Genomic DNA, 19783 nt, shown 5'->3' with positions numbered 1-19783 from the left:
TGGATGGTGCGGCCGCGGGTCCGGGTCACCGCGGCCGCACCGGTCTGGGTCAGCGCGTCAGCGACGCGCCGTTCGTGCGGATGACCTCGGCGTACCAGTCGAAGGACTTCTTCTTGTACCGCTCGAGCGAGCCCGAACCGTCGTCGTTGCGGTCGACGTAGATGAAGCCGTAGCGCTTGCTCAGCTGGGCGCTCGACGCGCTGACGACGTCGATGCAGCCCCACGCGGTGTAGCCGAGGACGGTGGCGCCGTCCTCGATCGCCTCGCCGACCTGAACGAGGTGATCGTTCAAGTACGCGATCCGGTAGTCGTCGACGACGGTTTTCACGCCGTCGACCTCGACGAGCTGATCCTTCGCGCCCAGGCCGTTCTCGACGACGAACAGCGGCTTCTGCCAGCGGTCCCAGAACTGGTTGATGACCAGCCGCAGCCCGGTGGGGTCGATCTGCCAGCCCCACTCGCTCGCCTCGAGGGTCGGGTTCGGTACGCCGCCCATGATGTTGCCCTCGCCCGTGACCTTCTTGGCGGGATCGGCGGTCGCGGCGACCGACATGTAATAGCTGAACGAGACGAAGTCGACGGTGTTCGTCAGGTCCTCGCGGTCCTCGTCGGTGATCTCGAGCTCGATGCCCTTCTCGCGCAGGGTGCGCAGGAAGTAGCCGGGGTACTCGCCGCGGGTGTGCACGTCGCCGTAGACGAGGTTCGAGTGGTCGAACTGCATGACCTCGAGGGCGTCGGCGGGCGACGGGCTCAGCGGGTAGACCGGCATCGACAGCACCATGCAGCCGACCTGCGCGTTCGGCGCGACCTCCCGGGCGATGCGGGTGGCGCGCGCCGAGGCGACCAGCTCGTGGTGCATCGCCTGGTACAGCGCCTGCTCGCTCAGCTCGTCCTTCGCGGTGTTGATGCCACCCGACATGAAGGGGGCGTGCAGCAGCGAGTTGATCTCGTTGAAGGTCAGCCAATAATTCACGCGCGAGCCGTAACGCTCGAAGAGGGTGCGGGCGTAGCGCTCGTAGAAGCCGATGAGGCGGCGGTCGGTCCAGCCGTCGTAGGTCTCGGCGAGGTGCAGCGGCGTCTCGTAGTGCGAGATGGTCACGAGCGGCTCGATGCCGTGCTTCTCGAGCTCGTCGAGCACGCGGTCGTAGAAGGCGAGGCCCTCCTCGTTGGGCTCGGCATCGTCGCCGTTCGGGAAGATCCGGCTCCACGCGATCGAGAAGCGGTACACCCCGAAGCCCATCTCGGCGAAGAGCGCGATGTCCTCGGCGTACCGGTGGTAGAAGTCGATCGCCTCGAGCTTCAGGTTGTCGGGGGTGGGCGTCGCCGTGCGCGGACCGAAGATGCCGCGCGGCATGACGTCCTGGACCGAGAGTCCCTTCCCGCCCTGGTCGTACCCGCCCTCGATCTGGTTCGCGGCGGTCGCGCCGCCCCAGAGGAAGCCGTCGGGGAAGGAGGTGGTGCTCATGTGTCTCTCGTTTCGTGTCATGTGTTCGGGTGGGGTGTGGTGCGGGGGATGCCGGGTGCCACCGCATCCTGCGGGGCGGCACCCGGCATCCGCTCGTCGATCAGGCGGTGACGGCGGCCGACTCGACCGAGATGGCCGTGAACAGCGGCTCGCCGTGGGCGATCGGGCCCGACGCGCGGTTCGAGATCGCGGGGTAGAGCTCGCCGTTGGTGACGACGATCGGCGTGGTCAGGTCGTACCCGGCCTTCTCGATCGCGTCGCCGTCGAACTCGACGAGCAGGTCGCCGGCCTTCACCTGCTGACCCGTCGTGACCTTCACGTCGAAGTGCCGACCGCCGAGCTTGACGGTGTCGATGCCGATGTGGATGAGCACCTCGGCGCCGTCGGCGTGCCGCAGCCCGATCGCGTGACCGGTCGGGAAGGCGGCGGCGATCGTCGCGTCGAACGGGGCATACAGCGCGCCGCTGCGGGGGAGGATCGCGACGCCGTCACCGAGGGCACCCTCGGCGAAGGCGGCGTCGGGGGTCTCGGACAGCGGGACGACCGTGCCGTCGAGGGGGCTGAGCACCTCAAGGTCGGTCGCGGCCGTGGTGGCGGCGGGCGCAGCGTCCTCGGCCGGCTCGACGAAGCCGACGAGGACGGTCAGCAGGAACGGCACGGCGATCGCGACGAGCAGACCGATGCCGAGGAACACCATGTTCCCGTTGCCGAGCAGGGCGGGCAGGGCGAGGCCGGAGGGGACCACGAACGCCGTGGCGAACACCTTGCCGATCGCGATGATCGCACCGCCGATCGCGCCACCGACGATGCCGAAGGCGAACGGGCGCTTGAGGGGCAGGTTGATGCCGTAGATCGCGGGCTCGGTGATGCCGGCGAGGAAGCCCGACAGGGTCGCGGGAGCGGCGAGCGACTTGAGGTTCTTGTTGCGGGCGCGCACCCACACGCCGGCGACGGCGGCGGCCTGCGCGAGGACGGCGGCGAAGACGGGACCGACGAGCGAGATCTGACCCGTCGTCTGGAACTCGAGGGTGAACAGCGGCACGAGGCCCCAGTGCAGACCGAAGATGACGAAGACCTGCCACAGGCCGCCCATGATCGCGCCGCCGAGCCACGGCAGGGTCTCGAACACCCAGCCGATGCCCTTGCCGAGGCCGCCGCCGAGGAGGTCCGAGATCGGCCCGATCACGACGAAGACGAGCGGGACGGCGAGGAGCACGACGATCATGGGGGTCATGAAGCGCTTCACGGCGCCGGGGAGCACGCGGTAGAGAACCTTCTCAGCGTGGCTCTGCAGCCACACGATCACGATGATCGGGATGACGCTCGAGACGTAGCTCACCATCGTGAACGGGATGCCGAAGAAGGTGAGACCCGGCTGGCCGACGAGGCCGGCCATCGTCGGGTAGACGAGCGCGCCGGCGATCGCCAGCGACGTCCATTCGTTGGCCTTGAAGTAGCGCGCCGCGGTGATCGACAGGGCGATCGGCAGGAAGTTGATGAAGGCGTCCGACAGGGCGTTGAGGACGGCGTAGGTCGAGGTGTCGGTGGCGATCCAGCCGAACGTGACGGCGGCGGCGAGGAACGCCTTCAGCAGACCGGTCCCGGCGAGGGCCCACAGCACCGGTGTGAAGATCGCCGAGATCATCGAGATGAAGCGGTTGAAGAGGTTGCCCTTCGGGGCATCCGTCGTCGCACCGTCGGCCGAGGCCGCGCCGAGCTTCGAGATCTTGCCGATCTCGGCGAAGACGTCGGGGACGTCGTTGCCGATGACCACCTGGTACTGACCGCCGGCCTGGGCGACCGTCACGACCCCGGGGGTCGCCTTGACGGCGGCGGTGTCGGCCTTCGACTCGTCCTTCAGCACGAAGCGCAGGCGGGTGGCGCAGTGCACGAGCGAACTGACGTTCTCTTCTCCGCCGACGCCCTTCAGGACGCCGGCCGCGGTCTTCGAGTAGTCCATCGGGACACGCTCTTTCTTGCCGCATCGGCGCGGCAGTCTCGGGTGGTACACGCGGCCGAGCCGTTTCCGGGCAACAAAAAAACCTGAACTCGTTCACCGCTCGTGTGAGCGATGTGAGTTCAGGTTTTGCCTGCTGCCGCAGTAACAATCCGTCGCGTCGCAGGTCTGCATCGGCCTGCGAGGGGAGACGTTAGCATGCATCCGAATAGGACGCCAGCGTCATTCCTCCGCAGCGGATGCCGGCGGTGCCGCGACCTGCGACGCGAGCCGCTCGACGTGCACGATGACGTACAGCAGCTCCTCATCGGTCAGTTCGGACTCGGTCGCGGCCTTGACGTAGGCCTTGACCTCCTGGGCGATGGCGAACGAGCGCGGGTAGCTGTGCTTGGCGAACTCGAAGAACGAGCTGTCGGCGCTGCGGAGCATGGACCGCGACACCAGTCGCTGCAGCAAAAACTGGATGTGCAGCACGAACCGGGCGTAGTCGGGGCTCTCGACGTCGAGCTTCACCCCGAGCCCGTTCTCGACCGTCATCACGACGTGCTGCACGCGTCGGAACAGCAGGGCGGCCGTCCCGTTGGGTTCGTCGCGGGTCGCGTTGAGGACGTGCATCGTGAGGAAGACGGCCTCCTCGGCGGGCAGTTCGGTGTCCAGCGCGGCGGAGATCGACTCGGCCATGGTCCTGGCCGCGGCGAACTCGGCCGGGTGCAGCACCCGCAGCTCGGGCATGTTCGCGGCGGGGATCCGGATGCCCTTCTCGAGGCGCTCGAGCACGAACTGGACGTGGTCGATGACCGCCATGGTGAGCTGGCGCCCGAGGTGGTGGCCGAGCGAGCGCTCCGCCTGATCGACGGCGCGGGAGACCGCCTCGACGATCGCGTACGGGGTGTCCGCCAGCATCCGCCGTTCGCGTTCGCCGTCCTCGCCCGTCTCGAGGATGAACGTCTTCTCGACCTTCGCGGGATCGATCGTGTCGGTGGGCTTCAGCTGGAAGCCGAGCCCGCGGCCCATGAGCACCCGCTCGCGGCCCTGCTCGTCGAGGGAGATGACGACGTTGTTGTTGAGCACCTTGTGCACGACCGTCCCGCGCCGCTGCGGAGCCCCATCCGTCATGGCGACGAGTCTAGAGTCGCCCGGCATCCGCCCAGCCCGCCGCCGGTAGCCTGGAAGCATGACCGAGTCCACTCCCGCGCGCCCCGAGGGCCTGTCCGCCGTGCGCTCGACGACGCCCAAGCAGGTGCGTCCCGCGACCGAGGGGTGGACGCAGGCGAAGGATGCCGAAGGCCGCCCGCTCCTGCAGTTCGCGAGCCCCAAGCGGGGCAAGCCGCCCGTGCACCTCGCCGACCTCAGCCACGACCAGCGCGTCGAGAAGCTGAAGGAGCTCAGGATGCCGGGGTTCCGCGCCGCTCAGCTCGAGAAGCACTACTTCCAGCACTACACCTCCGACCCCGCCCACATGACCGACCTGCCGGCGGCGAACCGCGACGAGCTCGTCGGCGGGCTGCTGCCGAACCTCATGACCGAGGTGCGCCGGCTCGAGACCGACGGCGGCGACACGATCAAGTTCCTGTGGCGCCTGCACGACGGCGCGCTCGTCGAGTCCGTGCTCATGCGCTACACCGGGCGCATCACGCTGTGCGTGTCGAGCCAGGCCGGCTGCGGCATGAACTGCCCCTTCTGCGCCACCGGCCAGGCGGGCCTCACCCGCAACATGTCGGCGGCCGAGATCGTCGACCAGGTCGTCCGCGCGAACCGCCTCATCGCCGACGGCGGCCTGGGCGATCCCCGCAAGGTCGGCCACAAGGACGAGCGCGTCACGAACATCGTCTTCATGGGCATGGGGGAGCCTCTCGCCAACTACGCCCGCGTCATGCAGGCCGTCCGCACGATGGTCGACAAGAAGCACGGGCTCGGCATGAGCGCCCGCGGCATCACGGTCTCGACCGTCGGGCTCGTGCCGGCGATCCGCAAGCTGTCCGCCGAGGAGATCCCGGTCACCTTCGCACTGTCGCTGCACGCCCCCGACGACCACCTGCGCGACGAGCTCATCCCGGTCAACTCGCGCTGGAAGGTCGATGAGGCCCTCGACGCCGCGCGCGAGTACTTCGACAAGACCGGGCGTCGCGTCTCGATCGAGTACGCGCTCATCAAGGACATGAACGACCACGCCTGGCGCGCCGATCTCCTCGCCGAGAAGCTCAACGCGCGCGGTCGCGGCTGGGTGCACGTGAACCCGATCCCGCTGAACCCGACCCCCGGCTCGATCTGGACCTCGTCCGACGTCGACGTGCAGAACGAGTTCGTCCGCAGGCTCAACGACGCCGGCATCCCGACGACCCTCCGCGACACCCGCGGCAAGGAGATCGACGGCGCGTGCGGTCAGCTCGTCGCGACCGAAGAGGACCAGGCCGCGGCGGCATCCGTCTGACTCCGGAGGCGATTCCGCCGGCGGCGTAACCCTGTCAAGGCCCGCGGAGTCGACCGGGGCGCGAGAGTAGCGTCGTCGGCATGGTCAACTATCGATTCCTGGGCAACAGCGGCCTCAAGATCACCGAACTCACCTACGGCAACTGGCTCACCCACGGCTCGCAGGTCGAGAACGACGCGGCGATCGCGACGGTCCACAAGGCCCTCGACCTCGGCATCACCTCGTTCGACACCGCCGACGCCTACGCGAACACGGCGGCCGAGTCCGTCCTCGCCGAGGCGCTGAAGGGTCAGCGCCGCGAATCCCTCGAGATCTTCACGAAGGTCTACTGGCCGACCGGTCCCAAGGGGCCGAACGACCACGGTCTGTCGCGCAAGCACCTGCTCGAGGGCATCAACGGTTCGCTGAAGCGGTTGAACACCGATTACGTCGACCTCTACCAGGCGCACCGCTACGACTACGAGACCCCGCTCGAGGAGACGATGCAGGCCTTCGCCGACATCGTCCGTCAGGGCAAGGCGCTCTACATCGGCGTCAGCGAGTGGACCGCCGAGCAACTGCGGGCCGGGCACGCGCTGGCGAAGGAGCTCGGCTTCCAGCTCATCTCGAACCAGCCGCAGTACTCCGCGCTGTGGCGGGTCATCGAGGGCAAGGTCGTCCCGACCTCTGCGGAGCTCGGCATCTCGCAGATCGTCTGGTCGCCGCTGGCGCAGGGCGTCCTGACGGGCAAGTACCAGCCCGGTCAGCCGGCGCCCGAGGGCTCGCGCGCGACGGACGAGAAGGGCGGATCCGACATGATCGAGCGCTTCATGAAGGACGAGACCCTCACCGCGGTGCAGAAGCTGCAGCCGATCGCCGAGGGCGCGGGCATCACGATGCCGCAGCTCGCCCTCGCGTGGGTGCTGCACAACCCGAACATCGCCGCGGCGATCATCGGGGCGTCGCGTCCCGAGCAGCTCGAGGACACCGTGAAGGCCTCGGGCATCGAGCTCGACGACGACACGTACGCCGCGATCAACGAGGCGCTGGCGCCGGTGGCGGTCACCGACCCGGAGGAGACGTACTCCGTCTCGCCGAAGTCCCGTCTGATCTGACGAGCGCCGCCCGTTCGTGGCCACGCAGAGCGCCGGCATCCTGCTCTACCGTCTCGACGGTGGGGGCGGGGTGTCGGCGTTCGTCGCTCACATGGGCGGGCCGTACTGGGCGTCGAAGGACGAGGGTGCCTGGTCGGTCCCGAAGGGTGAACTCGAAGACGGCGAAGAAGCGTTGGATGCCGCGAAGCGGGAGTTCCGCGAGGAGCTCGGCGTCGCCCCTCCCGAGGCCGACTACGCCGAGCTCGGCACGTTCGCGTACTCGTCGGGCAAGCGGGTGACGGTGTTCGTCGCCGACGGTGCGGGCTTCGAGGCGGAGGGGTTCGTGTTCGGTGAGTTCGAGATGGAGTGGCCGCCGCGATCGGGTCGGACGGCATCCTTCTCCGAGGTCGACCGCGCCGAATGGATGCCGCTGGATCGCGCGCGCGAGCGGGTCGTGAAGGGGCAGCGGCCGGCGTTCGATCGGTTGGCCGAACTGCTGAGCGCCGCGGACACCTGACGGCCGCGGCAACAACCGCGGAGCATTCGCGGGGGTCGCGGGTCGGAACCGGTTGCGGAGCTCGACCTCGGCGAAGACTCCGCGGTCCGTGCCCGCACCGGCGCGCGGGTCAGCGCTTCTTCTTCGGCGCCTCGGACACGTCGAGCCGCTCGTGCAGGCCGCCGAGCGACGACCACGCCGATTCCTTGCCGGATGCCGCATGTTCGGCGCCGCGCACGGCGCGCTCGTCGGCCCACTCGTTGAGGACGTGACCGCGGTGTCCGCGGACGTGCTCGAGGACCACGTCGGGAAGGCCCGCGGCGCGTCGAGCGTCGCGCGCGGTGATCAGCTGCTCGAGCAGGTCGACGTTCTTCGTGGGCGCGCCGGTGGACGTCTTCCAGCCGCGGCGGCGGTGACCGTCCATCCATTTCTCGTACGTGTCGATGGCGTACTTGGAGTCGGCCTGCACGACGAGCTCGCGGACATCCGCATGGTCCTCGATCGCCTTGAGCAGGCCCATCAGCTCGCCGACGTTGTTCGTGCCCTGGATGATCGAGCCCGCCGCCCAGTGGCCGTCCTCGCCGACCCACGCCCAGCCCGTCGGTCCGGGGTTGCCCTTGCAGGCGCCGTCGGTGGCCACGACATAGCGGGAGGATTCTGTCACCCGACCACGCTACCCGCGCGCGGCACGATGGCCGCGCGCGGGTCGGGGATCACGGGCGGAGCAGAACCTTGCCGACGCGGCCGGCGGTCAGGCTCGCACGGGCGGCGTCGCGCGCCTGCTCGAGTGGGAACGTCGCCGACACCGGCAGGGTCAGGACGCCGGACGAGAGGTGCTGGGCGAGTTCGCCGAAGAGCCGGCCGCGCGTGGCGGCATCCATCTCGGTGCTCACCTTGCTTCCCCAGAAGCCCTTGATCGTGATGTGGCGGAAGATGACCGGGCCCGACGCGAGCTGCATGACGGGAGCGTCCATCGCGCCGAAGACGACGAGCGTGGCGTTCTCGCCGAGGAGCGAGAGGACGTGACCGCTCGACTCGCCGCCGACGGAGTCGACGCCGGCGATGATGGGGGCGCCGCCGGTGATCTCGGCGACCTTGTCGCGCCAGTCGTCGGTGTCGACGGCGACGACGCGGTCGATGCCCTGCTCGGCGAGCTCGGTGACGGCGGCGCTGCGGCGGACGAGGCCGAGGATGTTGAGGCCGCGGGCGCGACCCATCTGCGCGACCATGCGGCCGACGGCGCCGTTCGCGGCGTTCTGCACGATCCAGTCGCCCGGCTTCACGTCGAGGAAGTCGATGAGGCTGATGGCGCTGAACGGCATGGAGACGAGCTGTGCGGCCTGCTCGTCGGGAAGGCCCTCGGGAACGCGGATGAGAGTCGCGGCGCGGGCGATGAACTGCTCGGCCCACACGCCGAAGGTGCCGCCGGTGGCGATGCGCTGGCCGACCTGCAGGTTCTCGACGCCCTCACCGAGCTCCTCGACGACGCCGACGGCCTCGGTGCCCGAACGGGCGGGGAGTTCCGGCTTGAAGCCGTAGGTGCCGCGGATGGTCCACAGGTCGTGGTTGTGGACCGGCGAGGCGAGCAGCCGCACCCGGACCTCTCCCGCACCGGGGGTGGGGTCGGGGAGCTCCGTGGTCTCGAGGACGTCGGCCGGTTCGCCGAAGACGGGGTGGGTGACTGCGCGCATGTTCTCCTCCAAGGCGTCATTTTGTAACGATCGGTCTAATATAGTACCGACGGCTGAGAGGGGCATCCATGGGACGCACGGCGACATTCGACCGCGACGACGTCGTCCGCGCTGCGCGCGACGTCTTCTGGGCGCGCGGGTACGCCGAGACCGGTGTGGCGGAACTCGAAGCGGCGACGGGGCTCAAGCGCTCGAGCCTGTACCACGCGTTCGGCAGCAAGAAGGGTCTGTTCGAGGCCGTCGTCGCGCGGTACCTCGACGAGGTCGTGCGCTCCCGCATCGGCCGTCTGCAGCGATCGGATGCCGGTCCCGACGCGCTCGAGCACTACGTCGCCGAGATGCGGCGCGCGATCGCGAGCGGCACACCACGGGCGCAGGCGGGATGCCTGCTGCTCAACGCCGCGTGCGCGCCCGTCGTCGACGACGACCCCGACGTGCGCGCGCTCGTCACGGCGTACACCGATGAGCTCCGTATAGCGATCGCCGCGGGTGTGGATTCCGCGCGGCCGGAGATCTCGGCAGCCTCGCGCGCGGCTCTCTCGGAGGTCTGTGCGTCGCTGGTGATCGCCGCGCTCGCCGTGGCGAGGGTGGATCCGGATGCCGCTGATCGCAGCCTCGGCGCGGTCCTCACCGCTGTCGCGTCGTGGGATGTCGGCGTGACGCCTGTGTATACATAAGGCGGGGATCTTCTCTCTTTCGCCCACGATTAGGCCCACTGTGCATACACTGAGATCATGACGGATGCACCCGCGCGGTACGCCGGGGTCCGCGCGTACGAGACGCTGCTGCGCGAGATCCAGGACGGGGCGCTGCCTCCCGGGGCCGTTCTGGCCGAGGTCGAGCAGGCCGCACGACTCGGCGTGAGCCGGACGCCGCTCCGCGAGGCACTCCGCCGACTCGCCGCCGACGGGCTCGTCGAGCAGGCGTCCCCGCGGGTCACCGTCGTCGCCGGCATCGACGCCTCCGATATCGAGGCCCTCTTCGCCGTGCGCCGCGCGCTCGAGGAGACCGCGGCCCGGTTGGCGGCCCGAGCGGGCGATCGTGCCGTCTTCGCTGCGCTCGCCGCCGAGTTCGCAGCGACGCAGGCGTCGGGCGGAGCGGCATCCGACGCCGACGCCTACTACGCGCTCATCGCCCGCTTCGACGCCGAACTCGACGTCGCCGTCCGCAACGACTACCTCACCTCGGCGCTGCGCACCGTCCGCACTCACCTCGTGCGCGTGCGGCGCCTGGCTCGCGACAACCCCGAACGCCTCGCCGCCTCGGTCGCCGAGCACCGCCTCATCGCGGGCGCGATCGCCGCCGGCGACGGCGACCTCGCCGCCCACGCGACGCATGTGCACCTGCACAACGCGCTCGCCTCGATCCTCGACTCCCTGTCCGACACCCCGGAGGAAACGACATGACCGTCACCCACCACGTCCGCGTGTACCGCAGCGACGAACCGCTGCCCCGCGAAGAGCAGCTCGCCCACAAGATCGCCCAGGTCGCCGTCGACCCGGTCGCCGTCGAGGACGACGTCGTCGACATGATCGTGAACCGGGTCATCGACAACGCGGCGGTGGCCGCGGCATCCCTCACCCGTCGTCCCGTCAGCGCAGCCCGTTCGCAGGCGCTGTCGCACCCGGTGTCGACGGGCGGCTACGGCGGCACGGTGTTCGGCGTGTCGAACGAGACCCGTACGAGCCCGGAGTGGGCGGCGTGGGCCAACGGCGTCGCCGTCCGCGAACTCGACTACCACGACACGTTCCTGGCGGCGGAGTATTCGCACCCGGGCGACAACATCCCCGCGATCCTCGCGGTCGCGCAGCACGTCGGCGCCGACGGGGCAGCCCTGGTCCGCGGGCTCGCGACCGGGTACGAGATCCAGGTCGACCTCGTCCGGGCGATCAGCCTGCACAAGCACAAGATCGATCACGTCGCGCACCTCGGCCCGTCGGCCGCAGCCGGCATCGGAACCCTCCTCGGCCTCGATGTCGACACGATCTCCCAGGCCGTCGCCCAGGCGCTCCACACCACCACTGCGACCCGGCAGTCGCGGAAGGGCGAGATCTCGACGTGGAAGGCGCACGCCCCCGCCTTCGCCGGAAAGATGGCGGTCGAAGCCGTCGACCGCGCGATGCGCGGCGAGACCTCGCCGTCCCCGATCTACGAAGGCGAGGACGGCGTCATCGCGTGGCTCCTCGACGGCAAGGACGCCGCCTACGACGTGCCGCTCCCCGCCGCCGGCGAGCCGAAGCGCGGCATCCTCGACACGTACACGAAGGAGCACTCGGCCGAGTACCAGGCGCAGGCGTGGATCGACCTCGCCCGCAGGCTCGGCACCGAGCGGCCCGAGCTGCGCGACCCCGCGAACATCGCCTCGATCGTCCTGCACACGAGCCACCACACGCACTACGTCATCGGCTCGGGCGCCGGCGACCCGCAGAAGTACGACCCCGCGGCATCCCGCGAGACGCTCGACCACTCGATCCCGTACATCTTCGCGGTCGCGCTGCAGGACGGCGGCTGGCACCACGTCGACTCGTACACGCCCGAGCGCGCCGGCCGCCCCGACACCGTCGCCCTGTGGCACAAGGTCACGACCGCCGAGGATGCCGAGTGGACGCGCCGCTACCACTCGGAGGACCCCGCCGAGAAGGCGTTCGGCGGTCGCGTCGAGATCACCCTCGCCCACGGCTCCACCGTCGTCGACGAGATCGCCGTGGCCGACGCCCACCCGCTGGGTGCCCGGCCGTTCGCCCGCGAGGACTACATCCGCAAGTTCCGCCTGCTGGCCGAGCCCGTGCTCGAGCCCGCCGAGATCGAGCGGTTCCTCGCGCTCGTGCAGCGCCTGCCCGAGCTGACCGCCGAGGAGGTGCGGCAGCTCGACTTCGTCGCGGCGCCCGGCGTCCTCGAGAGCGCACCCGCGCCGACGGGGTTGTTCTGATGGAGAGTGTCGTCGGCCGGGCGTTCGGTATTCAGTCCCTGCTGGCCGGGAAGGATCGGCGTGGGGGAGCGGAGCCGCGTGAATCCGGGGCGGGCGGCGACCCCCGGCATCCGTCGGGGCTGAATTCGGAACGCGGTCGCATCGAGAGAGGGACCTGCTGATGCTGTACGCGCAGACGCCGGCGCACGAGAAGCGCCGCCTGTTCCGGGAGCGGCTCGCCTCGGGGGAGCTGCTGCGGTTCCCCGGCGCCTTCAACCCGCTGTCGGCGCGGCTGATCGAGCGGAAGGGGTTCGAGGGCGTCTACATCTCGGGAGCCGTGCTCTCGGCCGATCTTGGGCTCCCCGACATCGGACTGACGACGCTCACCGAGGTCGCCGCGCGCGGGCAGCAGATCGCCCGGACGACCGAGCTGCCCGCGATCATCGACGCCGACACGGGCTTCGGTGAGCCGATGAACGTGGCGCGGACGATCCAGACCCTCGAGGACGCCGGCATCGCCGGCGCGCACATCGAGGACCAGGTCAACCCCAAGCGCTGCGGCCACCTCGACGGCAAGGCGGTCGTCGACGAGGACACGGCGCTCAAGCGCATCCGCGCCGCGGTCGACGCGCGCCGCGACCCGAACTTCCTCGTGATGGCGCGCACCGACATCCGCGCCGTCGAAGGACTGGATGCCGCGACCGACCGCGCGCGCAAGCTGGTGGACGCGGGCGCCGATGCGATCTTCCCCGAAGCCATGCGCACCCTCGAGGAGTTCGCGGCGGTGCGCGAGGCGGTCGACGTGCCGATCCTCGCGAACATGACCGAGTTCGGCAAGAGCGACCTGTTCACGGTCGACCAGTTGCGGGACGTCGGGGTGAACATCGTCATCTGGCCGGTGTCGCTCCTGCGGATGGCGATGGGCGCGGCCGAGCGTGCGCTCGATACGCTGATCGACCAGGGGCACCTCACGTCCCGGCTCGGCGAGATGCAGCACCGCGCCGACCTGTACGACCTCATCGACTACGAGTCGTACAACCACTTCGACACCAACGTCTTCACCTTCCGGATCGACCGCTGACGGTCGAGGAACAGGAGCGAGCATGACCGACCCCGACATCAAGAAGGGTCTCGCCGGCGTCTACGCCGACACGACCTCGATCAGCAAGGTCAACCCCGAGACGAACTCGCTGCTCTACCGCGGCTACCCCGTGCAGGAGCTCGCCGCGACGCAGTCGTTCGAGGCGGTCGCCTACCTGCTGTGGCACGGCGAGCTGCCGACGGCCGACCAGCTCGCCGAGCTGCAGGCGGTCGAGCGCGCGAACCGCGCGCTGCCCGCCGACATCCGCTCCTTCATCGACGCGATGCCGGTCTCGGCGCATCCGATGGACGAGGCCCGGACGGTCGTGAGCGTGCTCGGGGCGTTCGAGACCGCGGGGATCGCGAATGTGTTGGATGCCGCGGGCACCCCGGCCGAGAACCTGGACCGCAGCATCCGCCTCTTCGCGATCCTGCCCGCGGTCGTCGCGTACGGCCAGCGACGCCGCCGCGGCGAGGAGATCGTCGAGCCGCGCGAGGACCTCGGGTACGCTGCGAACTTCCTCTGGATGACATTCGGCGAGGAGCCCGACGAGGTCGTCGTCGACGCTTTCAACCGCTCGATGATCCTCTATGCCGAGCACTCGTTCAACGCCTCGACCTTCACGGCGCGCGTGATCGCCTCGACCCTCAGCGACCTGTACTCCTCGGTCGTGGGTGCGATCGGTGCCCTCAAGGGACCGCTGCACGGCGGTGCGAACGAGGCCGTCATGCACATCTTCGACGAGATCGGCGCGGCCGACGCGGTCGTGCCGTGGCTCGACGAGGCCCTCGCCGCCAAGCGCAAGATCATGGGCTTCGGGCACCGCGTCTACAAGCGCGGCGACTCCCGTGTGCCGACGATGAAGGCCGCGCTCGACGCGCTCGTCGCGCACTACGACCGCCGGGACGTCGCGGAGCTGTACGAGACCCTCGAGTCCGAGTTCGTCTCGCGCAAGGGTATCTACCCGAACCTCGACTACCCGTCGGGTCCCGCGTACAGCCTGATCGGCTTCGACACCCTCACCTTCACGCCGCTGTTCATCGCGGCGCGGATCACGGGGTGGACGGCGCACATCATGGAGCAGCAGGCATCCAACGCCCTCATCCGTCCCCTGTCCGCCTACGACGGCGCGGCCGAGCGGCACATCGACGGCTACGTTCCGGATGCTGCCGAGGTCGAGGCGCTGGAGCGGCCGGAGGAGGCCGCGGGGTGACCTCTGCCGAGCGCATCGCGATCGTCGCCGGCGCGCGCACCCCGGTCGGCCGGTTCGACGGCGCGTTCCGCGACACCCCGGCCCACGAGCTGGGCGCGCAGGCGGTGACGGCGGCCCTCGGCCGGTCGGGAGTCGACCCGCAGCGGGTGGGCGAGGTCGTGATCGGCACGATCGGTCAGGTCGCCGGCGACGCCTACATCGCGCGCCGCATCGCGCTGGCGGCGGGCCTCGCCGACGACACCCCCGCGTTCACGGTGAACCGGCTGTGCGGGTCGGGTCTGCAGTCGATCTGGTCGGCCGCGCAGGAGCTGCGCTGGGGCGGGATCGACGTCGCCGTCGCGGGCGGCGCCGAGAACATGACGCGGATGCCGTTCTACGACATGGACGCCCGGTCGGGGGCGACGCTCGGCCACCGGCGCCTGCTCGACGGGACGCTCGCCATGCTCACCGACCCCTTCAGCGGGAAGCACATGGGGACGACGGCCGAGACGGTAGCCGAGCGGTTCGGTGTGACGCGCGAGGAGCAGGACGCGTACGCGGTCGAGTCGCAACGACGCGCAGCGACGGATGCCGCCCGCGCGGCGTTCGCGCAGGAGATCGCCCCGACGACCACCACCGGACGCCGGCCGGTCGAGGTGACCGCCGACGAGCATCCGCGACCCGACACGACCCTCGAGGCGCTCGCCCGGCTGCGACCGGCGTTCACGACGGACGGGACGGTCACCGCGGGGAACGCCTCGGGCATCAACGACGGCGCCGCCGCGACCGTGCTCATGCGCGAGTCCGACGTGCGGGCCGAGGGGCTGTCGGCGCTCGCCACGATCGAGGCGGTCACGACCGCCGCGCTCGACCCCGCGATCATGGGGTACGCCCCGACGCTCGCGCTGAAGAAGCTCTTCGCGCAGACGGGGCTGACCTCGGCCGACATCGCGAGCGTCGAGCTGAACGAGGCGTTCGCGTCCCAGGTGATCGCCGTCATGCGCGACACCGGGCTCGATCCCGAGCGGACGAACCCGTACGGCGGTGCGATCGCGCTCGGTCACCCGGTCGGGGCGACCGGGACGATCCTCACGGTCCGGGCGGCGCTGACCCTGCAGCGCACGGGTGCGGAGTACGCCGTGGTCACGATGTGCATCGGCGGCGGTCAGGCGCTCGCCGCGCTGCTGCGTCGCTGGGACGGCTGAGCGCGGCGAGCACCTGACCGGGGGTCAGGCCCGCTGCCTCGCGGATCGCGACGGGGTTCGCGACGCCGTCGGAGGCGATCGAGAAAAGCTTGGTGAGCTGTGCGGGGTCGGACGCGTGGAGGCGTCGAAGACGCCGGTCTCGTACGATCCGACGGGCGTGAGGCTGAGGGCGGCACCCTCGGCGGAGGTGCGGACGGGGTCGGGCACGACGGCCGCCGTTGGTGTCCGGGGCGTGTCGCCGAGTGGCCGGTGGGTGAACGGAGCGTGTCGCGCGGGTGGAGGCATCCGTCTGCGAGCATGTCGACATGACCGATTACGAGACCATCGTCACCGAGACGCGCGGACGCGTCGGGTGGATCACCCTCAACCGGCCCGACGCGCTGAACGCGCTGAACGCGCAGGTGATGCACGACCTGGTGGATGCCGCGGAGGCGTTCGACGCGGATGCCGGGATCGGCGCCATCGTCGTGACCGGCAGTGAGCGGGCGTTCGCTGCGGGAGCGGACATCAAGGAAATGGAGGCGCTCAGCGGCAGCGAGATGCTGCTCGCCGACCACTTCGGCAAGTGGTCGCGGTTCGCGGCGGTGCGGACGCCGACGATCGCCGCGGTGGCGGGTTACGCGCTGGGTGGTGGGTGCGAGCTGGCGATGATGTGCGACATCATCCTCGCGGCGGATTCGGCGCGGTTCGGTCAGCCCGAGATCAACCTGGGTGTGATCCCGGGGCTGGGTGGCACGCAGCGTCTCGTGCGAGCGATCGGGTCGTTCAAGGCGGCGGAGCTGGTGCTGACGGGGCGGCAGCTGACCGCCGAGGAGGCCGATCGTGCGGGGCTCGTGTCGCGTGTGGTCCCCGCGGCGCAGCTGCGCGAGGAGGCGCAGCGGACGGCCGAGACGATCGCGTCGAAGCCGCTGCCGGCGCTGTACGCGGCGACGGCGGCGTTGGACGTCGCACTGGAGTCGACGCTCGCCGAGGGGTTGCGGTTCGAGCGGCAGGCGTTCGCGGGGCTGTTCGACACGGCGGATCAGAAGGAGGGCATGGCGGCCTTCCGGGAGAAGCGGGCGCCGGAGTTCCGGCACCGATGAGCGCCGTGCATCTCGTGCGGTCGGATGCGCTGGCGGCGGTGCCGTACGCGTACGCGTCGCGGGTTGAACCGGGGGCGGAGCTGATCTTCCTCGCGGGGGCCTGTCCGCTGGCGGACGACGGGTCGACGGTCGCGGTGGGGGATGTGGCGGGGCAGGCGCGGCGCTGTGTCGAGAACATGCTCGTCGCGTTGGATGCCGCGGGTGCCGGGACCGTGGACGTCGCCTCGACGCGGGTCCTCGTCGCGTCGTCGGAGCGGCGGGATCTGGTCGCGGCCTGGGAGGTCGTGCGCGCGGCGTTCGGTGAGCACGACGTGCCGAGCACCCTGATGGGGGTGGCCGCCCTGGGGTATGCGCACCAGTTGGTAGAGGTCGAGGTCGTCGCCGCGGTGCGTCGCGGCTGATCGGCGGATGCCGGGGTCGGGGTGGGTTCCCGCGCGGCACATCGTCGCGGTGGTCACCGGCGATGTCGAGAGCGGCTGACCGTCGTGCATGCGTGCGTGCCTGCGCGAGGTGGTGCACTGATCATTACCTGAGGTGCGCCCGCGTTCATCGGGACTCGAGTGCGCTGGGTCGCGCCTGTCTGGCCCCGGGTCAGAACGGTGCGGGCTCTGTCGCTGCGGGTGGCGGTGGTGGTGCGGCAGGGGTGAAGGCGACGGCCGGAATGGGTGCGTCTTCTCTATAGATCCTGCCGAGGGGTGAGGTCCATTCCAGGACTCCACCCTTCAGTTGTCGCACTCTCCAGGCGGTGAACTGCTTCATGGAGTGATGCCGTTGGCACAGGTGGGCGAGGTTCGACAGTTCCGTGCGCCCGCCGAGGGCGTGGTCGTGGGTGTGATCGACCTCACACCGGATCGCCGCGACGCGGCATCCGGGGAACCGGCAGTGCTGGTCGCGGGCTTGCAGGAACCGTCGCATCCTGGACGGGACACGGTAGGAGTCGGTTGCGACGGTGACCCCGGTGGTGGGGTCGTGGAACAGGCGCTCCCAGATGTGGGTGGCGCCGGCGAGGCTGCGGGCGGTCGCGGGATCGATGGCGGACCGGCCGGCGAGGTCGCACGGTCCGTTGTCTTCTCCGGCGAGGGTGGCGGCGGGGACGAGGACCTGCACGCGGGCGCGGATCGCACCGAGGGGACCGGCGGTGGTGTCGCGGGTGTCGTCGAGGGCGGGTGTCCCGGCGAGGAGGAGGTCGGCGAACACGTCCGCGCGGACCTGGTCGGTGGAGCGGTTGTCGGTGGCGACGATTGCGCCAGCGTCCTCGCTGTCGCTGTCGCTGTCGCTGTCGCTGTCGCTGTGCGTCGTGACGGCTTCGCCGAATGCGACGCCGACACCTCCGCGCCCAGCGATGCGTTCGTCGCGGGTGTCGATGATCGCCCTAGCTTGCTGCGTGAGCCGGTCGTGAATCCCTTCGGCGATCACCGTCGGGACGGTTGCGACGACGTCGGACATCCCGTCTCGTCCGGGCACGATCCGGACGCACCGCGTCGCGGCGGCTTCCTCGTGCCGTTCCGCGAACGAGCGTGGGTGCATCCGGTGGGCGAGGATCTCCAACTCTCCCCGCACACGGTTGGGGGTGTCCCGTTCGCACCGGGTGATCGCGACCTGTTCGAACTCCGCCCACATCTCTGCCGGCAGACTCGTCCCGGTCTCGACGATCGCGATCGCGTGGCCCCGAACAATCCGGCCCTGCTCCCACGCCTCGACGGTCGCGGGGAACCCTTCGATCAACGTCCGCGCCTCACCGATCCGGCGTTGCACGGTCCGATCGGTGACCCGCATGACTCCGCCGACCTCCGCCGCGATAGACCGCAACGCCATGTCGTGGACCTGCACGCGGGCGTTGCGTTGCGCGATCTGCGCTTCGGCCAACCGCCCCGCCGCGGCCAGCGCGCGCAGTTCCTCGATCTGCGCGGCAGCGATCCGCCGGGCCGCGGAATCGACGTCCGCAACGACCCCCGCCAAGGTGGCGAGATAGTCCTCGCCACCGGGGGTTTCCGCCGCATCCGTCATACCTGCACTCTGCCACTGGCCACCGACATCCACCCCGGCAAAACGGGCCCAGAACACACGTTATGCACACCCAGAAAATGAGAGTCCTCTCATCCGTGGCGAGGGCGCCACCCGACGTCCGATCCTCGCCCCGACCGGAATCGGAGAATGTCGCCAGATTCGGATCGACACCTCGCACCTGATCCGAATCCGACGCACATCTCCGAATTCGCGCCCACCCCGCCGCGCCCCCCCCGCGCCCATCCCGCCGCACCGCGCCCCCGCGCCCATCCCGCCGCACCGCGCCCCCGCGCCCACCGCACCGCGCCCCGCGCCCACCGCCCCCGCCCACCCCCTCGCGCCCACCGCACCGCGCCCGCGCGCGGCATCCACCCCGGCCCCGACCGTAGACTCGACACGATGCCGAGGAGGAGTCAATGAAGATCGTCGTCCTGCTGAAAGAAGTGCCGGACACCTGGGGTGATCGCACGCTCGACCTCGAGACCGGGCTCGCTGCGCGCGACGCGTCCGAGCGCGTGCTCGACGAGATCGGGGAGCGTGCGCTCGAAGCCGCCCTCACCTACTCCGAGGCGAACGAGGGCACGGAGGTCGTCGTGATGACGATGGCATCGGATGCCGCGGCCGCCTCCCTTCGCAAGGGTCTCGCGATGGGGGCTCACTCCGCCGTCCAGATCACCGACGACGCCCTGCGCGGCGCCGACCTCGGCGTGACCGCGCGGGTCCTCGCCGCCGCACTCCGCCGCACCGGATTCGACCTCGTCATCACCGGCAACCTGTCGACCGACGGCTCCGGGGGCGTCCTGCCGGCGATGCTCGCCGAGCACCTCGGTGTGCCCCAGGCGACCGCCCTCTCGGCCGTCGAGATCTCCGCCGACACCGTCAGCGGCACCCGCGCCACCGACTTCGGCACCGCCTCGGTCACGGCTGCGCTCCCCGCCGTCATTTCGATCACCGAAGCACTCCCCGACGCCCGCTTCGCCAACTTCAAGGGCATCATGGCGGCGAAGAAGAAGCCCTTCGAGACCCTCTCCCTCGCCGATCTCGACGTCGACGTCGACCCGGCATCCGCTCCGCAGTCGATCATGACCGCCGTCGCGCAGAAGCCGCCCCGCCAGGCAGGCACGAAGATCATCGACGAGGGGGATGCCGGCGAGAAGCTCGCGGCGTTCCTCATCGAGAACCGCCTGGCGTGAGC

18 protein-coding genes are annotated in these 19783 nt (G+C 70.2%); 12 read left to right on the top strand and 6 right to left on the bottom strand.

Annotated elements, in window-relative coordinates:
- Positions 1–49: 49 nt before the first annotated feature.
- From ACPEH2_RS11580 to ACPEH2_RS11570, 3 genes are all read right to left on the bottom strand, one after another.
- Positions 50–1465, bottom strand: coding sequence for a glycoside hydrolase family 1 protein (locus ACPEH2_RS11580; RefSeq protein ID WP_423718761.1), 1416 nt, complete (start codon positions 1463–1465; stop codon positions 50–52).
- A gap of 100 nt (positions 1466–1565) precedes the next feature.
- The gene (locus ACPEH2_RS11575) at positions 1566–3425 is read right to left on the bottom strand and encodes a beta-glucoside-specific PTS transporter subunit IIABC (RefSeq protein WP_423718760.1); all 1860 of its coding nucleotides are present in this window, start codon (positions 3423–3425) and stop codon (positions 1566–1568) included.
- Positions 3426–3644: 219 nt separating this feature from the next.
- Positions 3645–4538: a PRD domain-containing protein gene (locus tag ACPEH2_RS11570; RefSeq protein WP_423718759.1), complete on the bottom strand. Its 894-nt coding sequence runs from the start codon at positions 4536–4538 to the stop codon at positions 3645–3647.
- A gap of 58 nt (positions 4539–4596) precedes the next feature.
- Here ACPEH2_RS11570 and rlmN point away from each other — a divergent pair, with 58 nt between their 5' ends.
- The 3 genes from rlmN (at position 4597) to ACPEH2_RS11555 (ending at position 7443) form a co-directional block, all read left to right on the top strand.
- Positions 4597–5853 (top strand): 23S rRNA (adenine(2503)-C(2))-methyltransferase RlmN, encoded by a 1257-nt coding sequence (gene rlmN, locus ACPEH2_RS11565; RefSeq protein ID WP_423718758.1) that lies wholly within the window; start codon positions 4597–4599, stop codon positions 5851–5853.
- Between the two features lie 80 nt (positions 5854–5933).
- Complete coding sequence (locus ACPEH2_RS11560; RefSeq protein ID WP_423718757.1) at positions 5934–6947, top strand: aldo/keto reductase family protein; 1014 nt, start codon at positions 5934–5936, stop codon at positions 6945–6947.
- 16 nt (positions 6948–6963) lie between these two features.
- Positions 6964–7443 carry an NUDIX domain-containing protein gene (locus tag ACPEH2_RS11555; RefSeq protein WP_423718756.1) on the top strand — a complete coding sequence of 160 codons (480 nt, stop codon included), beginning with the start codon at positions 6964–6966 and terminating at the stop codon, positions 7441–7443.
- Between the two features lie 109 nt (positions 7444–7552).
- Here ACPEH2_RS11555 and ACPEH2_RS11550 read toward each other — a convergent pair whose 3' ends face one another.
- Both ACPEH2_RS11550 and ACPEH2_RS11545 read right to left on the bottom strand, forming a co-directional pair.
- Positions 7553–8086, bottom strand: coding sequence for a ribonuclease H family protein (locus ACPEH2_RS11550; RefSeq protein WP_217532471.1), 534 nt, complete (start codon positions 8084–8086; stop codon positions 7553–7555).
- Positions 8087–8135: 49 nt separating this feature from the next.
- Positions 8136–9113 carry a zinc-binding dehydrogenase gene (locus tag ACPEH2_RS11545; protein WP_423718755.1) on the bottom strand — a complete coding sequence of 326 codons (978 nt, stop codon included), beginning with the start codon at positions 9111–9113 and terminating at the stop codon, positions 8136–8138.
- A gap of 68 nt (positions 9114–9181) precedes the next feature.
- Here ACPEH2_RS11545 and ACPEH2_RS11540 point away from each other — a divergent pair, with 68 nt between their 5' ends.
- From ACPEH2_RS11540 to ACPEH2_RS11505, 8 genes are all read left to right on the top strand, one after another.
- Positions 9182–9790 carry a TetR/AcrR family transcriptional regulator gene (locus ACPEH2_RS11540; protein ID WP_423718754.1) on the top strand — a complete coding sequence of 203 codons (609 nt, stop codon included), beginning with the start codon at positions 9182–9184 and terminating at the stop codon, positions 9788–9790.
- A 57-nt stretch (positions 9791–9847) separates the two neighbouring features.
- Complete coding sequence (locus ACPEH2_RS11535) at positions 9848–10519, top strand: GntR family transcriptional regulator (RefSeq protein WP_423718753.1); 672 nt, start codon at positions 9848–9850, stop codon at positions 10517–10519.
- On the top strand, positions 10516–12042 hold the full coding sequence (locus ACPEH2_RS11530; protein ID WP_423718752.1) for an MmgE/PrpD family protein: 1527 nt from the start codon (positions 10516–10518) through the stop codon (positions 12040–12042). The genes ACPEH2_RS11535 and ACPEH2_RS11530 overlap by 4 nt, the downstream gene beginning before the upstream one ends.
- A gap of 160 nt (positions 12043–12202) precedes the next feature.
- Positions 12203–13102 (top strand): methylisocitrate lyase, encoded by a 900-nt coding sequence (gene prpB / locus ACPEH2_RS11525; RefSeq protein ID WP_423718751.1) that lies wholly within the window; start codon positions 12203–12205, stop codon positions 13100–13102.
- A gap of 22 nt (positions 13103–13124) precedes the next feature.
- Positions 13125–14315: a bifunctional 2-methylcitrate synthase/citrate synthase gene (locus ACPEH2_RS11520; RefSeq protein WP_217532483.1), complete on the top strand. Its 1191-nt coding sequence runs from the start codon at positions 13125–13127 to the stop codon at positions 14313–14315.
- Positions 14312–15499 (top strand): thiolase family protein, encoded by a 1188-nt coding sequence (locus tag ACPEH2_RS11515; protein WP_423718750.1) that lies wholly within the window; start codon positions 14312–14314, stop codon positions 15497–15499. The genes ACPEH2_RS11520 and ACPEH2_RS11515 overlap by 4 nt, the downstream gene beginning before the upstream one ends.
- A gap of 305 nt (positions 15500–15804) precedes the next feature.
- Entirely contained in the window at positions 15805–16581 is a 777-nt protein-coding gene (locus tag ACPEH2_RS11510) for an enoyl-CoA hydratase-related protein (protein ID WP_423718749.1), read from the top strand.
- Entirely contained in the window at positions 16578–16982 is a 405-nt protein-coding gene (locus tag ACPEH2_RS11505) for a RidA family protein (protein WP_423718748.1), read from the top strand. The genes ACPEH2_RS11510 and ACPEH2_RS11505 overlap by 4 nt, the downstream gene beginning before the upstream one ends.
- Positions 16983–17172: 190 nt before the next feature.
- Here ACPEH2_RS11505 and ACPEH2_RS11500 read toward each other — a convergent pair whose 3' ends face one another.
- Complete coding sequence (locus ACPEH2_RS11500; protein ID WP_423718747.1) at positions 17173–18588, bottom strand: DUF222 domain-containing protein; 1416 nt, start codon at positions 18586–18588, stop codon at positions 17173–17175.
- A 416-nt stretch (positions 18589–19004) separates the two neighbouring features.
- On the opposite strand from ACPEH2_RS11500, the gene ACPEH2_RS11495 reads away from it, so the two are divergent.
- Entirely contained in the window at positions 19005–19781 is a 777-nt protein-coding gene (locus ACPEH2_RS11495) for an electron transfer flavoprotein subunit beta/FixA family protein (protein ID WP_363379580.1), read from the top strand.
- The last annotated feature ends 2 nt before the right edge of the window (positions 19782–19783 follow it).

The organism is Microbacterium sp. NPDC064942 (genome assembly GCF_049545525.1).
GTDB lineage: Bacteria > Actinomycetota > Actinomycetes > Actinomycetales > Microbacteriaceae > Microbacterium > Microbacterium gawkjiense.
The sequence above is the reverse complement of the archived record's forward strand: the minus strand, read 5'-3'. Positions and strand labels throughout refer to the sequence as shown.